The sequence below is a fragment of the Sphingopyxis sp. Geo48 genome (assembly GCF_949769155.1).
Taxonomy (GTDB): Bacteria; Pseudomonadota; Alphaproteobacteria; order Sphingomonadales; family Sphingomonadaceae; genus Sphingopyxis.
On record NZ_CATKPA010000001.1, the window covers coordinates 133,393 to 147,877 of the forward strand.

General features: G+C 65.4%; 17 protein-coding genes. 10 read left to right on the forward strand and 7 right to left on the reverse strand.

Translation table 11 applies throughout. The features are described from left to right. The first annotated feature begins 7 nt into the window (after window positions 1-7). The 6 genes from panB to QOL79_RS00720 all read left to right on the forward strand — a co-directional run bounded on the left by panB (window position 8) and on the right by QOL79_RS00720 (window position 5,269). Window positions 8-871 carry a 3-methyl-2-oxobutanoate hydroxymethyltransferase gene (panB, locus tag QOL79_RS00695; RefSeq protein ID WP_058455612.1) on the forward strand — a complete coding sequence of 288 codons (864 nt, stop codon included), beginning with the start codon at window positions 8-10 and terminating at the stop codon, window positions 869-871. Window positions 872-971: 100 nt separating this feature from the next. Then, the gene (locus tag QOL79_RS00700; protein ID WP_204992450.1) at window positions 972-1,775 is read left to right on the forward strand and encodes a tetratricopeptide repeat protein; all 804 of its coding nucleotides are present in this window, start codon (window positions 972-974) and stop codon (window positions 1,773-1,775) included. Then, window positions 1,776-3,110 carry an outer membrane protein assembly factor BamB family protein gene (locus tag QOL79_RS00705; protein ID WP_283418294.1) on the forward strand — a complete coding sequence of 445 codons (1,335 nt, stop codon included), beginning with the start codon at window positions 1,776-1,778 and terminating at the stop codon, window positions 3,108-3,110. A 45-nt stretch (window positions 3,111-3,155) separates the two neighbouring features. Then, window positions 3,156-4,532 carry a ribosome biogenesis GTPase Der gene (der, locus tag QOL79_RS00710; RefSeq protein WP_058455615.1) on the forward strand — a complete coding sequence of 459 codons (1,377 nt, stop codon included), beginning with the start codon at window positions 3,156-3,158 and terminating at the stop codon, window positions 4,530-4,532. Further along, window positions 4,522-4,749, forward strand: a complete 228-nt coding sequence (locus tag QOL79_RS00715) for a sulfurtransferase TusA family protein (protein WP_283418295.1) — start codon at window positions 4,522-4,524, stop codon at window positions 4,747-4,749. The genes der and QOL79_RS00715 overlap by 11 nt, the downstream gene beginning before the upstream one ends. 124 nt (window positions 4,750-4,873) lie before the next feature. Then, complete coding sequence (locus tag QOL79_RS00720; protein ID WP_058455617.1) at window positions 4,874-5,269, forward strand: Hpt domain-containing protein; 396 nt, start codon at window positions 4,874-4,876, stop codon at window positions 5,267-5,269. On the opposite strand, the gene QOL79_RS00725 is transcribed toward QOL79_RS00720, so the two are convergent. Continuing rightward, window positions 5,266-6,540 (reverse strand): DUF418 domain-containing protein, encoded by a 1,275-nt coding sequence (locus QOL79_RS00725; RefSeq protein WP_283418296.1) that lies wholly within the window; start codon window positions 6,538-6,540, stop codon window positions 5,266-5,268. The genes QOL79_RS00720 and QOL79_RS00725 overlap by 4 nt on opposite strands. Before the next feature lie 134 nt (window positions 6,541-6,674). On the opposite strand from QOL79_RS00725, the gene QOL79_RS00730 reads away from it, so the two are divergent. Continuing rightward, the gene (locus QOL79_RS00730) at window positions 6,675-7,454 is read left to right on the forward strand and encodes a Coq4 family protein (RefSeq protein ID WP_283418297.1); all 780 of its coding nucleotides are present in this window, start codon (window positions 6,675-6,677) and stop codon (window positions 7,452-7,454) included. A gap of 135 nt (window positions 7,455-7,589) precedes the next feature. Here QOL79_RS00730 and QOL79_RS00735 read toward each other — a convergent pair whose 3' ends face one another. From QOL79_RS00735 to QOL79_RS00760, 6 genes are all read right to left on the reverse strand, one after another. After that, complete coding sequence (locus QOL79_RS00735) at window positions 7,590-7,991, reverse strand: hypothetical protein (protein ID WP_283418298.1); 402 nt, start codon at window positions 7,989-7,991, stop codon at window positions 7,590-7,592. Then, entirely contained in the window at window positions 7,988-8,722 is a 735-nt protein-coding gene (locus QOL79_RS00740; protein ID WP_283418299.1) for a DUF72 domain-containing protein, read from the reverse strand. The genes QOL79_RS00735 and QOL79_RS00740 overlap by 4 nt, the downstream gene beginning before the upstream one ends. 120 nt (window positions 8,723-8,842) lie before the next feature. Next, window positions 8,843-11,098 (reverse strand): phosphoribosylformylglycinamidine synthase subunit PurL, encoded by a 2,256-nt coding sequence (gene purL, locus QOL79_RS00745; protein ID WP_283418300.1) that lies wholly within the window; start codon window positions 11,096-11,098, stop codon window positions 8,843-8,845. 83 nt (window positions 11,099-11,181) lie between these two features. Beyond that, complete coding sequence (locus tag QOL79_RS00750) at window positions 11,182-11,466, reverse strand: hypothetical protein (RefSeq protein WP_058455623.1); 285 nt, start codon at window positions 11,464-11,466, stop codon at window positions 11,182-11,184. A gap of 131 nt (window positions 11,467-11,597) precedes the next feature. After that, window positions 11,598-12,008 carry a DUF2177 family protein gene (locus QOL79_RS00755; RefSeq protein ID WP_283418301.1) on the reverse strand — a complete coding sequence of 137 codons (411 nt, stop codon included), beginning with the start codon at window positions 12,006-12,008 and terminating at the stop codon, window positions 11,598-11,600. A 2-nt stretch (window positions 12,009-12,010) separates the two neighbouring features. Next, entirely contained in the window at window positions 12,011-12,670 is a 660-nt protein-coding gene (locus QOL79_RS00760) for a metal-dependent hydrolase (RefSeq protein WP_282946136.1), read from the reverse strand. A gap of 84 nt (window positions 12,671-12,754) precedes the next feature. On the opposite strand from QOL79_RS00760, the gene QOL79_RS00765 reads away from it, so the two are divergent. Genes QOL79_RS00765 through coaD form a run of 3 tightly spaced genes read left to right on the forward strand, consistent with a single transcriptional unit; the run spans window position 12,755 to window position 14,435 of the window. After that, complete coding sequence (locus QOL79_RS00765; protein WP_058455626.1) at window positions 12,755-13,003, forward strand: exodeoxyribonuclease VII small subunit; 249 nt, start codon at window positions 12,755-12,757, stop codon at window positions 13,001-13,003. Window positions 13,004-13,038: 35 nt separating this feature from the next. Further along, entirely contained in the window at window positions 13,039-13,929 is an 891-nt protein-coding gene (locus tag QOL79_RS00770) for a polyprenyl synthetase family protein (protein WP_282948241.1), read from the forward strand. Next, window positions 13,929-14,435: a pantetheine-phosphate adenylyltransferase gene (gene coaD, locus QOL79_RS00775; RefSeq protein WP_058455628.1), complete on the forward strand. Its 507-nt coding sequence runs from the start codon at window positions 13,929-13,931 to the stop codon at window positions 14,433-14,435. The genes QOL79_RS00770 and coaD overlap by 1 nt, the downstream gene beginning before the upstream one ends. The last annotated feature ends 50 nt before the right edge of the window (window positions 14,436-14,485 follow it).

A 14,485-nucleotide genomic window follows, 5' to 3' on the forward strand; every position in this document is an offset into this window, starting at 1 on the left:
CCGCGCCATGTCCACGACCCCCAAAACACTCACGCTCGACACGTCGACGAGCCGCGCCAACCCGACCCCGCAGCCGATGAAGCGCCTTACGGTGCCGCGCATCCGCCAGCGCAAGGGGGGCGAGCCGATCGTCATGCTTACCGCCTACACCGTCCGCATGGCGCAGCTGCTCGACCCGCATTGCGACATGCTGCTGGTCGGCGATTCGCTCGCGCAGGTGATCTATGGCCTGCCGCATACGGTCGGCGTGACGATGGACATGATGGCGCTGCACGGCGCGGCGGTCGTGCGCGGCAGCTATCACGCCGCGGTGATCGTCGACATGCCCTTTGGCAGTTACGAGGGCAGCCCGCAGCAGGCGTTCGACAATGCCGCGCGTCTGCTCAAGGAAACCGGCGCGGCGGCGGTGAAGGTCGAGGGCGGCAAGGTGCTCGCTCCGACGATCGAATTCCTGACCCAGCGCGGCATCCCGGTGATGGGGCATGTCGGGTTGACCCCGCAGGCGGTCAACATCCTCGGCGGCTATGGCGTGCGCGGCAAGAGTAAGGAGGAGGCGCGGTCGATCGTCGAGGACGCGGTCGCGGTGGCGCAGGCGGGCGCCTTTTCGATCGTCATCGAGGGCGTGCTCGAATCGATCGCGATCGAGATCACGAACAAGGTTGCCTGCCCGACGATCGGCATCGGCGCCTCGGCGCAATGCGATGGGCAGGTGCTGGTCACCGACGACATGCTCGGCATGTTCGAACGCGTCCCCAAGTTCGTGAAACGCTACGGGACTTTGTCGGGCGCCGTTACCGAAGCGGTGAAGGATTATGCGGACGAAGTCAGGTCCCGTTCATTCCCGACGGGGGATCAGATTTACGAAGGATGAGGCGCCGAGTGAAACGCTTGGCCTTTGCCAGCGCCGCCGCTAAGGAAGCGGCCGGCGGGCGCTGCTCATGCGGTGCCGGCGCTGGTTTATGGAGGTTTGATTGGCCCTGAGCCCGACGAACAATAATGCGGCGCTGCTGCAGGAAGTCGATGAGGCGGTTCGCAAGGATCGGCTCGACACGATCATGCAGCGCTTCGGCCGCTGGATCGTCGCGGGCGTGATCGCGGCGCTGCTCGCTTTCGGCGGTTACCTCTACTGGGGCCACCGGCAGGAAGTCGCGCGCGGCGAAAAGGCCGAAGAACTGCTCGCGGCGTTCGACAAGGTGGCGAGCGGCCAGCCGTCGGCGGCGGCTGCGGCGCTGAAGACGCTGGAGGGCGAGGGCGATCCCGCGTACCGTGCCGCCGCGCTCCTCGAACAGTCGAACCTGAAGGCGCAGTCGGGCGACATCAAGGGCGCCGCCGCGCTCGTCGCGAAGGTAGCTGCGGACACGAAGCTCGACCAGTCGCTGCGCGACATGGCGCTGATCCGCCAGACCGCGCTCGAATTCGACACGTTGAAGCCCGAAGCGGTCATTGCGCGGCTGAAGCCGATCGTCGATGCGAAGGATCCGGCGTCGAGCTGGTTCCCGAGCGCCGCCGAACTCAGCGCCGCGGCCTATTACCAGCAGGGCAAGTTCGACGAGGCCGGCAAGCTGTACGGCCGGATCGCCAAGACGCCGCAAATTTCGAAATCGCTGCAGTCGCGCGCCGTCCAGATGGCGGGAATGCTCGGCGTCGATGCGGTCGCCGACCGCGCGGCAGCGAGCATCGCGGCCGATGCGAAGCGGGTGGCCGAACGCGTCGCCGCGAACCAGAAAGGCACGCCGGAGGCAGCGGCGGCCGCAACGAGCGAGGAAGCCAAGTAAATGCGGAAACTTCACTATGTGGCGGGCGCGATGCTGATTGCGCTGCCACTGGCGGGCTGCGGCGCGTTCAAGGGCAATGGCGGTCCCAAGACCCCGACGGTCGGCCAGCGCGTGTCGATCCTGTCGAACGACAACAGCATCAAGGTCGATCCCGCCACCGAATCGGTCGCGGTCGTACTGCCCGAGCCTGTCGTGAATCCGAACTGGGCGCAATCGGGCGGCAACGCTTCCAAATCAATGGGCCATCCGGCGCTCGGCGCGGCGCGCACCAAGATCTGGGAAGCCAGCATCGCGGGCAGCAACAACAAGCAGCGCCTCGCCGCTTCGCCGGTGATCGCCGACAACCGTCTGTTCGTCGTCGATACCGATGCGGTCGTTTCGGCCTTTGCCGCCGATACCGGCACGAAGCTGTGGAGCGTGTCGATCGGCAGCACGGGCAAGGATTTCAAGAATTCGCTGTTCGGCGGCGGCGCGGCCGTGGACGGCACCACCGTCTATGCCACCAGCGGTTCGGGCGATGTGGCCGCGCTGAATGCCACCGACGGCTCGGTGCTGTGGAAGGCAAAGCCGGCGGGGCCGCTGCGCGGCGCGCCGACGGTCGCTTTCGGCGGCGTCTATGTGATCAGCCAGGACAACCAGATTTTCGCGCTCAGCGCTGCGAACGGCGCGGTGCAGTGGCAGGCGACGGCCTCGCTCGAGGCAGGCAGCATCTTCGGCGCGGGGTCGCCGGCGGCGGCGCAAGGCACAATCGTTGCCGGCTATTCGTCGGGCGAGGTGCAGGCCTATCGCTACGAGAACGGTCGCGACCTCTGGGAAGACGCTCTTGCGCGCACCTCGATGGCGCTGTCGGTGTCGACGCTGTCGGACGTCGACGCCGATCCGGTCATCGACCGCGGCCGCGTCTTCGCGCTCGGTCAAGGCGGCCGCATGGCGAGCTACGAGCTCGTGACCGGCCAGCGGAGCTGGGAAATTTCGATCGCAGGCATCTCGACACCCTATGTGGTCGGCGAGTGGGTTTATGCGATGACCGACGACGGCAAGCTGCTCTGCGTTGCGCGCGGCAGCGGCAAGGTCCGCTGGCTCCAGCAGCTCGCGCGCTTCCGCGTCGAAACCGAGAAGAAGAAGAAGGACCCGATCCGCTGGACTGGCCCGATACTGGCGGGCGGCCGCCTGATCGCGGTGAACAGCGAGGGGCAGCTCGTCGAATTCTCGCCGACCGACGGATCGACGATCGCGACGACCGAATTCAAGGCGCCGCTGTCGCAGTCGCCGGTGGTCGCGAACAATATCTTGTATATTTTGGCAGACGACGGGCGCATCACGGCCTGGCGCTGATCGCGTCCGGGCCCGGGGCGGCCCGGATTAGATAGGAACCAAGCCATGTCGCGACTTGCGACGATCGCCATTGTCGGCCGGCCCAATGTCGGCAAATCGACGCTGTTCAACCGGCTTGTCGGCAAGCGCCTCGCGCTCGTCGACGACCAGCCGGGCGTGACGCGCGACCGGCGCGAGGGCGACGGCAAGCTGCTCGGCCTCGAATTCCTGATCGTCGACACCGCGGGGTTCGAGGATCAGGACGCGGCGACGCTGCCGGGGCGGATGCGCGTCCAGACCGAAAAGGCGGTACGCGAGGCCGACGCCGCGCTGTTTCTGATCGACGCGCGCGCCGGCGTGATGCCGCTCGACGAAGAAATCGCGCGCTGGCTGCGCAGCGAGGACACCCCGATCATCCTCTGCGCGAACAAGGCCGAGGGCAAGCAGGGCGAGACGGGGCTGATGGAGGCTTACAGCCTCGGCTTCGACAATGTTCTCGCGCTCAGTGCCGAACATGGCGAGGGGCTGGTCGACCTGTTCGACGCGCTGCGCCCGATCGTCGAACCCTTTATGGATGCCGATGAGGGACAGGCGGTCGATGGCGATGACGAGGACGCGCCGCTCGGCCCGCTCAAGCTCGCGATCGTCGGGCGCCCGAACGCGGGCAAGTCGACCTTGATCAACCGCATGATCGGTGAGGACCGCCTGATCACCGGGCCCGAAGCCGGGATCACGCGCGATTCGATCCGGGTCGACTGGCAGTGGGAAAAGGACGGCGAGGTCCATCCGATCCAGCTGTTCGACACCGCCGGGATGCGCAAGCGCGCGAAGGTGCAGGACAAGCTCGAGAAACTGTCGGTCGCCGACGCGCTCCACGCGGTCGACTTCGCCGAGGTCGTCGTGCTGCTTCTTGACGCCACAAAGGGGCTGGAGGCGCAGGATCTGCGCATCGCCGACCGGGTGATCGAGGAGGGGCGCGGACTGATCGTGGCGCTCAACAAATGGGACGTCGCCGAAGACCCCTCGTCGCTGTTCAACGGCGTGCGCGCGGCGCTCGACGACGGGCTGTCGCAGATCAAGGGTGTGCCGCTGCTCAGCATCTCGGGCGCGACGGGGAAGGGGATCGACACGCTGGTGCGCGTGGCCTTCGAACAGCGCGCGATCTGGACCAGCCGCGTCTCCACCGCAAAGCTCAACCGCTGGTTCGAACGCGCGATCGAGGCGAACCCGCCGCCCGCGCCCGGCGGCAAGCGGATCAAGCTGCGCTATATGACGCAGGCGCGCACGCGTCCGCCGACGTTCGTCGTCTTCGGCAGCCGCACCGACGCGCTTCCCGCAAGCTACCAGCGTTACCTGACCAACGGGATGCGTAAGGAACTGGGCTTCCAAGGGGTGCCGATCCGCCTCAATTTCCGCAACACGCGCAACCCCTATGACGATTGAGATGGCCGCGGACGCGGCGAGCGTCGTCGTCGATGCGCGCGGCATGCGCTGCCCGTGGCCCGCGCTGCGGCTCGCACGGGCGATGCGCGATGCGCGCGACGTGCTGTTGCTCGCCGACGACCCGCAGGCAGGACGCGAGGCCGCGGCGCTGGCCGCCCAACATGGCTGGACTCTCGAACCCGCAGGGGAAGCGGGCTGGCGCGCGCGCCGCGACTGACCCAAAACGGGGCGGCTTTCGTGCGCCGTCCGGAACAGCGTAACCTCTTTTTTACCGACTTTGGTGCATGGTGCGGCCGGGACCAAGACCGAGCTGAATACCGAGGGACGCAACGTTGGACGAGATGCTGGTCGATTGGAACGAATTCCGCGCGACGCGCACCCAGTTGGGGGCGGCGTTCGTGCGCATTCTCGGCTATTTCCGCGAGGATGGCATCAAGTCGGTCGCCGCGATCGAAGAGGCGATGCGCGCCCGCGACGCGCGCGGACTCGTGATGCCCGCGCACACGCTGAAGAGCGAGGCGCGCCAGTTCGGCGCCGAACGCCTTGGTGCGCTGTCCGAAGATATCGAGATGTTCGGTCGCCATTGTGTCGAGGCGCAGGTCAGCCCCGAGGAATATCTGCCGCGGGTCGTCACGCTACGCCCGCTGTTCGAGGAAACGCTGGAAGCGCTGGAACGCGAAGCGAACCCACTCGTCCAGCGTCGCCCGTCGACCTTCGGCCGCGCCGCCAGCGCTTAAGCCCGCGCGGCTTTCCGCATCGGTTGCAACTGTCGCCGCGACAGGCTGCGCCAGATCCATTCGAGCGGGCCATAGTTGAACCGGTCGAGCCAAGGCTTCGACCACAGCAGCATCGCCGCCCACATGCCGAAGCAGAAGAGGTAAAGCGCGGCGCGCCCGACGCCCCCGTACAGGCCGAAACCATAGCCGTAGAAGATCGTCGTCATCACGATCGAGGTGGTCAGGTAGTTGGTGAAGGCCATCCGCCCCGTCGCTGCCAGGCGCGCGCGCACCGCGTCGCTCGCGGCGGTCTTGATCAGCAGCATGATCAGCGCTGCCCAGCCGATCGTCATCGCGACGTCGAAGGGCACCGATAACGACAGCGAGGCGCCGAAGGTCGAGACCGCGCTGAATCCGCTGGCGACCTGATAGCAAGCGAGGGCGATCAGTGGGGGGATGCCGATCAGGAACCCGCGGATCGCCCATTTACGGTAGCGCGCCGGCTCCCATTCGCCAGTCAGCATCTGCGATTTGAACAGCGCCATGCCGACCAGCATCAGCCCCATCGTCTCCCACAGGAACATGAGTGCCTGGACGAACGGCTCGGCTGCGTGCTCGCCGAGCTTGGCCGCGACGATGCCGCCATAGCCGCCGAGATGGACGGAAACATCCTTTGCATAGCTCGCCGCGCCGGGGCCCATGTCGGCGTTCATCTTGGCAAGATCATCGGCCAGCCCGGAGGCGACGTCGGGCGGCAGATTGCCCGTTTCGGCGAGCAGGAACATCAGCCAGCCGGAGGCGAGCAGACCGATCCCGACGAGAAAGAAGGCGGCTGCCCAGCGTAGCAGCGCGTTCACCGACAAGTCGCGGAAGGCAAAGAGCAGCAGGCCGCACACCGCGTAGAGGAACAAGATATCGCCGAACCAGATGAAATAATAATGGATGAGTCCGAAGATCGCCAGCCAGGTCATCCGCGCATAATGGGCCTCGGCCGCGCTGCGGCCGCTCGCTGCGGCGCTCTGGATCACCAGCAGCGTGCTCGCGCCGAACAACATCGAGAACAGCCCGCGCATCTTCGAATCGATGAAAACGAAGTTGAAGAACCAGGTCGCGAGATCGAGATTTCCGACCGGGCCACCGGCGACGGGGTTGACGTAAGCCGCAAAGGGAGCGGCGAAGGCGACGATATTCATCGCCAAGATCCCCATCACCGCGACGCCGCGAATGGCATCGAGGCTTTCGTAGCGTGTCGGCGTCGCCTGCGTTTCCATGCCGTTTTCCCCTTCGCCCATGATGAGGGGTATCGCGCGGCCGGGGAGGCGTCGAGGGAATTTTCGATCGCGTTGAACGGTTATTGACATCTATGTCAGTAATGCTATTCGGACAGCATCAGATGATTCGCACGAGTTCGCAAAAGAGAGCCGCCATGATCCCGACCATCTTCTCCCATCCTGATCGTCAGCCTGCGAAGTTCCGGCCGGTCAAGGCGTTCGGTCACTTCCGCAAGCTGATCAAGGACAAGGAAGACACCGAACAGGTCTTTCACATCTTCGAGAATCTGCCCCGCAAGGGCTTCGTCGACGATGCGCGCGCGTTCGTGGAGAGCGAGAAGGGGCAGCGGCTGATGGCGAGCGAGCCCTATCTGCCCGATCTGCTCGACGATCACAGCTGGATCGACGCGCTACCCGAGGGCACGGTGGGTCACGCCTATGTCACCTTCATGCGCCGCGAAGGCCTGTCGGCTGCAGGCCTTGTTGCCGAGGCCGAGAAGATGGGCCGCCCGAAGTTCGACGACCAGCTCCAGTGGTATGCCAATCGCCTGCGCGACACGCACGACCTGTTTCATATCCTGACCGGCTACGGCCGCGACGCGCTCGGCGAGCAATGCGTGCTCGGCTTCACCTATGGCCAGACCGGCAACTACGGCAATTTCTTCATCGCCTATGCCGGCGGTTACGAGCTGAAGCGCAGCGTCAAGGGCGACGCGCCGGTGATGGGCGCGATCCGCCAGGGCCAGCGCCACGGCAAAGCGTCGAAGCCGATTATCGAGCAGGACATTCGCGCCCTGCTCGCCGAACCGCTCGACGCCGCGCGCGCGCGCCTCGGCATCGGCGAGCCGACGCTCTACAAGGAAGCGCACCGGGCGTACCGCAGCCGCGGCATCGACCCATACAACTTCCTCGCGGCGAAGGCTGCGATGACCTGACGCTATATCCTCCCTGTCGCGTCGCGATGGGGAGGGGGACCGCTCGCGAAGCGAGTGGTGGAGGGGCCGCGTAATAGCCCCTCCGTCAGCGCTTCGCGCTGCCACCTCCCCATCGCTGCGCGACAGGGAGGATTTTTAGCGGAACTCTTTGCGGATCATGAGTTTCAGGCCCGACCAGGTCGCGTTGACCGCGCAGACCTTCACATCGACCCAACCCATGGGCAGGCAGATGGTGCGGATGACATCCTCGGTGATGTCGGTCGGGACTTTCGAGGCCTTCTTGGGCCAGCTGATCCAGACAAATCCTGCGGGATCGATCAGCCTGCGAAGGTCGGTCAGCAGCCTTTCGAGTTCGGCGCGTTCGGCCGTGAAGATATGCGCGGCCTGCAATCCCGCTTCGGGTGCGGCGCGTTCGTCGAGCGCGATGGCGCCGATGTCATCGCGCACGCTGCCCGGCATCGCGTGAAACCAGACTGAGATGCCGTCCTTCAGCGACAGCTTCTTCGCCAGCGGCGTGCCCGAATAGCCTGCGGTCATAGCCGCGCGATCAGCGCCTGCGCAGCCGCCGGGTTGCGGACCTTTGCGCCCGCGATGAAGAAGAGGAAGACGTCGCGGTCGCCCTTCGCCCAATCCTTTGCCTGCTTCGCCCAACCATCCAGCGCTGCCTCGGTGTAGCCGGTCTCGACATCCTCTTGGCTGCGCTGGAGGCGGGCGTAGGTGAAGTCGGCGGTCTGCTCGTCGATGCAGGGGAATTCGTCGCTGTCGGCATAGACCACCGCCATGTTGCGCTCGCGCAGCATGTCGATAAAGGCTTGGTCGCGAAAGCTCTCGTGGCGCACCTCGATCGCATGGCGCAGCGGCAGGCCGTCCTGACTGTCGGGAAGCAAGTCGAGGAATCCCGCGAAATCGTCGCGGTCGAACTTCTTGGTTGCCATGAACTGCCAATGGATCGGGCCGAGCCGGTCGCCGAGGCGGATCAGTCCTTGCGTCAGGAATTTCTCGATCGAGGCGGCGCCTTCCTTCAGCACCTTGCGGTTGGTGGTGAAGCGTGACGCCTTGACGCTGAATTTGAAGCCGTCGGGGACCGATGCGGCCCAGTTGGCGAAACTCTCTGGCTTCTGGCTGCCATAATAGGTGCCGTTGATCTCGATGCCGGTCAGATGCTGCCCGGCATATTCGAGCTCGCGCTTCTGCGCGAGGCCGGCGGGATAGAAGGGGCCGCGCCACGGCTCGAAGGTCCAGCCGCCGACGCCTACATGGATGCTCATGAGTCCGTCACCTCCGTGCAAAATGGAGCGTCGTCATTGCGAGGAGCGAAGCGACGCGGCAATCCAGCGTAGCGTAAACCGCTCTGGATTGCTTCGCTTCGCTCGCAATGACGACTTCTGTCACGCAAGCGCCGCGTCGGCCCCCATCAAATTCGGGAAGAAGCCCTCATGCGCTTCGCGCAGCTCGGCGAGCGTCACCTGATGGTCGCTGCCCTCGAGTTCGAAGACGATGCGGTCCTTGATCGTGCGGCCGACCGGATCGACCGGCACGTCAGCGCGGCCCGCGGCGTCGAGGAAGTCGGCGAGGCAGGTGTCGCAGACGGTGACCAGATACAGCCCCTGATCCTCGCCGAAGAAGCTTTCGGCGATGCCGAACGGCTGTTCTTCACTGATCAGCACGCCGATGTTCGATTTCAATGCCATTTCGGCAAGCGTCACCGCGAGACCGCCGTCGGAGACATCGTGGCATGCGGTGATCCAGCCGGCGTTGATCGCGCCGCGGATGAAGTCGCCGGTGCGCTTTTCGCAGCGGAGGTTCACCTCGGGCGGCGGGCCGTCTTCGCGGCCGTGGATTTCGCGCAGCCACACCGACTGGCCAAGATGGCCGGCGCGTTCGCCGACTGCGAGCACGATATCGCCGGTGCGCTTGAAGCCGATGCCAACCGCCTTGTTCAGATCCTCGATCACGCCGACGCCGCCGATCGCGGGAGTCGGCAGGATCGCGCTGCCGCCGCCGGTCGCCTTGCTCTCGTTATAAAGGCTGACGTTGCCCGAAACGATCGGATAGTCGAGCGCGATGCAGGCCTGCGCCATGCCGTCGAGACAGCCGACGATCTGCCCCATGATTTCGGGGCGCTGCGGGTTGGCGAAGTTCAGGCAGTTGGTGATCGCGAGCGGGGTCGCGCCGACGGCGCTGATGTTGCGCCAGGTTTCGGCGACCGCCTGCTTGCCGCCTTCGACGGGGTCGGCGTAGCAATAGCGCGGGGTGCAATCCGTCGACATCGCGAGCGCGCGGTTGGTGCCGTGGATGCGGACGAGCGCGGCGTCGCCGCCGGTCTGCACCGTATCGGCGCCGACCTGGCTGTCATATTGTTCCCAGATCCAACGGCGGCTGGCGATGTCGGGGGTGCCCATCAGCGTCTTGAGATCGGCCGCGACGTCCTTCGTCTCGGGGACGTTGGTGAGTTCGGCCTGCTTCGGTGTCGGAACATGCGGGCGGTCATAGAGCGGCGCGTCGTCGGCGAGTGGCGCGAGCGGGATGTCGCAGACGATCTCGCCATGATGTTCGAGCACCATGCGGCCGGTGTCGGTAACGGTACCGATGACCGCGAAGTCGAGTTCCCATTTGTGGAAGATCGCAGCGGCGAAATCCTCGCGGCCGGGTTTCAGCACCATGAGCATGCGTTCCTGCGATTCGGACAGCATCATCTCGTAGGCGGTCATGCCGGTTTCGCGCTGCGGCACATCGTCCATCTTGAGGTGGAGGCCAACGCCGCCCTTCGATGCCATTTCGACCGACGAGCTGGTGAGGCCCGCGGCACCCATGTCCTGGATCGCGACGATCGCGTCCGACGCCATCAGCTCAAGGCACGCCTCGATCAGCAGCTTTTCGGTGAAGGGATCGCCGACCTGCACGGTCGGGCGCTTTTCCTCGGCATCCTCGCCGAAGTCCGCGCTCGCCATGGTGGCGCCGTGGATGCCGTCGCGGCCGGTTTTCGAGCCGACATAGACGATCGGATTGCCGACGCCCGATGCGGCCGAATAGAAGATCTTGTCCTGCTCGGCGACGCCGACGGTCATCGCGTTGACGAGGATATTGCCGTCATAGGCCTTGTGAAAATTGACCTCGCCGCCAACCGTGGGAACGCCGACGCAGTTGCCGTAACCGCCGATGCCGTGGACGACGCCCGAGATGAGATGCTTCATCTTCGGATGGTCGGGACGGCCGAAGCGCAGCGCGTTGAGGTTGGCCACGGGGCGCGCGCCCATCGTGAAGACATCGCGCAAGATGCCGCCGACGCCGGTCGCCGCGCCCTGATAGGGCTCGATGTACGACGGGTGGTTGTGGCTCTCCATCTTGAAGATCGCGGCGAGCTTCTTGCCGTCGGGCCCTTCGCCGATGTCGATGACGCCGGCATTTTCGCCGGGGCCGCAGATCACCCAAGGCGCCTCGGTCGGGAGTTTCTTCAAATGGATGCGCGAGCTTTTGTAGCTGCAATGTTCGGACCACATGACCGAGAAAATGCCGAGCTCGACGAGGTTCGGTTCGCGCCCGAGCGCGGCGAGGACCCGATCATATTCTTCCGGCGAGAGGCCGTGTTCGGCGACGATCTCGGGGGTGATGACGGAGGCGGGCGCGGCTGCTGTCTGAGTCATGGCGCGCCTTTAGCGCCGCGCACCTCAAACGAACAGACCCCATGATGCGAAAACATCATGGGGTCTGCGGTCGGAGGGAGGGTTCAGCGCGACGCGAGCGTGCTAGCTTTTCCCAGCGGCGCAACGTCGCGCAGCGGGAAGCTGACCTGCTGCGTGCCGACGGTGCCGCGGACGCGATGTTCGCCGACGCGCAGCTTGAACCGCTTGCCGGTCTTTTCCTCGACGCCGCTGATCACGCGGTAGCCGTCGACCTCGGTCACCGTGTAGGCATAGATGCGCCCCTGATGCTCGAAGCGCTGCTCTTGGGCATGCGCGGCGGCGGGTGTCAGGGCGAACAGGGCCAGGGCCGGAACGAGAATCTTTTTCATGGTGCAAGTCCTTGTTGATGAAACAAAACTTGCCTTCGAGCCCCTCTCTTCTTGTGCAATGCAACATGACTTGCCGGATGCGACCCAGCAATTGCAAAAAGCGGAATCGTGATTGCGGAAAGGCGAAAGGGTCAGGCGCCGCGCGGCAGCAGGGCGAGTACCAGCCAGGCCGCCGCGCCCGCCGCGATGCCGGTGGCGACGGTCCCCCACGCAATGTCCATCAGCGTGACTTTGGTCGACCAGACCCGCATCGTCGCCTGATTGGTGAGGTCATAGGTCATATAGCAGAAGAAGCCGAACAACGCGCCATATTGGGCCGCGACCTGCCACCGCCCGGCGGCGAGCGCGGGTTGCACCGCAAAAATCTGGATGCCCAGAATGTAGAGCACGTAGAAGATGAGCGCCGGGGCAGGGCGCCATCCGTCCATTAGCAACTCGCCGATCTCGGGCCGGTAGAGCTTCGGCCCGACCTTTGTGAGCCAGATCGCATCGAGGGCGCCGAAGATCAGTGCAGTCGCGATATAGGCGGCGAGCGGTTGCATGCTTAATCGCGCGCCAATGCAGGGGTTCGATTGGCGCCAGCCCATGCAGCAGTCGCCGCAAGCAGGGCATAGGCAGCGAGCATCGTTGCGGGAATCGCGAGCGAATAGACGGGCTCCTTCGGCCCGAACCAGTCGATCGCCTGGCAGATCAGCAGCAGGGCGGCGAGAATTCCCAACCGGAAATTGCCCGACGGGGCACCAGTGCGGCGGACATAATAGACGAATGCAACGCCGATCAGCAGAAGCTCGAGCGGCATCGCGATGAGCGGGTGGTTCCAGAGCCCGAGCCCCAGCTTCGGCCGCGCCCCATAGAGCGTCAGGTCGGGAATATGGACGACGAGATCGATGAACCAGTGCGAGAGCACGACCAGCGCGGCGCCGATTGCGGCCGCCTTGCGCCGCGTGACGGCCCACACCAGCAGCCCGAACAGCTTGGCCCAGATGATCGCGCCGAGCAGGCTGTGCGTATAGGGCATGTGGTGAAGGTCCATCGGGTTCATGGCGGTGATCCCCGGAACGATCCGCATCGCCTCGATCCCGGGTATCAGCAACACCGCGAAGCCGATGTCGACAAGCTGCGCGGCGACGAACAGGGTGCCGAGCCCCACGGCGCTCGGCCGGGCGGCGGCGACGAGCGCCGGTGCATAGTGCCCGATGAACATGAACGCGATGCTATCGCGGCGCGGGGCGACGTCAAGCTCGACCGCACTTGACCATGGGGGGGCGAAAGGGCCAAAGCAGGGTGCATGACGGACACCCCCCATACCGATATCGCGTCGCTGTCGTTCGAGGCCGCGATGGGCGAGCTTGAAACCATCGTCCGGCGGCTCGAGGGCGGCGATGTCAGCCTCGAGGAATCGGTGACGCTCTATGAACGCGGACATGCCCTCCGCGCGCATTGCGAAGCGCGCCTCGCTGCCGCGCAGGCGCGTATCGAGCAGGTCAGCCTCGTCGACGGCCAGCCGGCGGGAACCGCACCTTTCGGGCAGGGCTGATCGCGGTGGCGCTTGTCGGTGGCGATACGGGTCAGGTGGCGGATCTGCTGCGCGTCGCGCAGGATGACGTCGCCGAGGGCATCGACCAGCTGTTCGACCGGCTGCTGGCGGTTCCAGCCGATCCGCGCGAGCGGCTGTACGAGGCGATGCGCCACGCCGCGATTGCTGGCGGCAAGCGGCTGCGTCCGCTGCTGGTGCGCGCGGCCGCCGATCTTTTTCATGTCGATCGCTCGATCAGCCTGCGTGTGGGCGCAGCGGTCGAGGCGATGCACGTCTATTCGCTGATCCACGACGATCTGCCCTGCATGGACGACGATGATCTGCGTCGCGGCAAGCCGACGGTTCACAAGGCGTTCGACGAGGCGACCGCCGTGCTCGCCGGCGATTCGCTACATGCACTCGCCTTTGAATGGCTCTGCGATCCGGCGACGCACGCGGATCCCTTCGTCCGCGCCGAACTCTGCTCCGAACTTGCGCGCGCGGCCGGCCCTGCAGGTATGGCAGGCGGACAGATGATGGACCTGATGGCAGAGACGTCGGACTTCGACCTCTCGACCGTGACGCGGCTCCAGCAACTCAAGACCGGCGCGCTGATCGCCTTCTCGGTCGAGGCGGGGGCAATCCTCGCGCGCATCCCGATCGAGGGACGCCGTCCGTTGCGCGGCTACGCGCGCGATATCGGCCTCGCGTTCCAGATCGCCGATGACATCATGGACGTCGAGGGTGACGAGGAACTTGCGGGCAAGGCGCTGCACAAGGATGCCGACGCCGGCAAGGCAACCTTCGTCACGCTGATGGGACTCGAACGTGCGCGGGCGCAGGCGCGCCTGCTGGTCGACCAGGCGATTGCGCATCTCGCCGGTTTCGGCGAAGAGGCAGCGCTGCTGCGCGCGATCGCACGCTATGTCGTGGAAAGGGACCATTGATGCGCATTGGGGTTTATCCCGGAACCTTCGACCCGATCACGCTTGGCCACATGGATATCATCCGCCGCGGCGCGAAGCTGGTCGACCGGCTGGTCATCGGGGTGACGACCAATATCACCAAGTCGCCGCTGTTCGACGACGACGAGCGGATCGAGATGGTGCGCCGCGAGGTCGCGAGCATCGGCGGCGACATCCGCGTTGTCGGCTTCAATTCGCTGCTGATGGACTTCGCCGAGCGCGAGGGCGCGGGGGTGATCGTCCGCGGGCTACGCGCGGTCGCCGACTTCGAATATGAATATCAGATGGCGGGCATGAACCAGCAATTGAACGACCGGATCGAGACCATCTTCCTGATGGCCGACGTCGGGTTGCAGCCTATCGCTTCGCGTCTCGTCAAGGAAATCGCCATCTTCGGGGGCGATATCCACAAATTCGTTACGCCGTCGGTGCGCGACGCCGTGGTCGCGCGCATCGCCGATCGCGGCCTTCGCCAGGGCGACGGCTGACTCCAATCATTGAGCGTTCAGCTTTTTGCCGCTAGGCCGCCTCGCGGGGC

Bases quoted from the DNA above. Each gene is read 5' to 3' on its own strand.
- panB (WP_058455612.1), top strand. From the start codon at position 8: ATGTCCACGACCCCCAAAACACTCACGCTCGACACGTCGACGAGCCGC.
- QOL79_RS00705 (WP_283418294.1), top strand. From the start codon at position 1,776: ATGCGGAAACTTCACTATGTGGCGGGCGCGATGCTGATTGCGCTGCCA.
- der (WP_058455615.1), top strand. From the start codon at position 3,156: ATGTCGCGACTTGCGACGATCGCCATTGTCGGCCGGCCCAATGTCGGC.
- QOL79_RS00715 (WP_283418295.1), top strand. From the start codon at position 4,522: ATGACGATTGAGATGGCCGCGGACGCGGCGAGCGTCGTCGTCGATGCG.
- QOL79_RS00720 (WP_058455617.1), top strand. From the start codon at position 4,874: ATGCTGGTCGATTGGAACGAATTCCGCGCGACGCGCACCCAGTTGGGG.
- QOL79_RS00725 (WP_283418296.1), bottom strand. From the start codon at position 6,540: ATGGGCGAAGGGGAAAACGGCATGGAAACGCAGGCGACGCCGACACGC.
- QOL79_RS00730 (WP_283418297.1), top strand. From the start codon at position 6,675: ATGATCCCGACCATCTTCTCCCATCCTGATCGTCAGCCTGCGAAGTTC.
- QOL79_RS00735 (WP_283418298.1), bottom strand. From the start codon at position 7,991: ATGACCGCAGGCTATTCGGGCACGCCGCTGGCGAAGAAGCTGTCGCTG.
- QOL79_RS00740 (WP_283418299.1), bottom strand. From the start codon at position 8,722: ATGAGCATCCATGTAGGCGTCGGCGGCTGGACCTTCGAGCCGTGGCGC.
- purL (WP_283418300.1), bottom strand. From the start codon at position 11,098: ATGACTCAGACAGCAGCCGCGCCCGCCTCCGTCATCACCCCCGAGATC.
- QOL79_RS00750 (WP_058455623.1), bottom strand. From the start codon at position 11,466: ATGAAAAAGATTCTCGTTCCGGCCCTGGCCCTGTTCGCCCTGACACCC.
- QOL79_RS00755 (WP_283418301.1), bottom strand. From the start codon at position 12,008: ATGCAACCGCTCGCCGCCTATATCGCGACTGCACTGATCTTCGGCGCC.
- QOL79_RS00760 (WP_282946136.1), bottom strand. From the start codon at position 12,670: ATGTTCATCGGGCACTATGCACCGGCGCTCGTCGCCGCCGCCCGGCCG.
- QOL79_RS00765 (WP_058455626.1), top strand. From the start codon at position 12,755: ATGACGGACACCCCCCATACCGATATCGCGTCGCTGTCGTTCGAGGCC.
- coaD (WP_058455628.1), top strand. From the start codon at position 13,929: ATGCGCATTGGGGTTTATCCCGGAACCTTCGACCCGATCACGCTTGGC.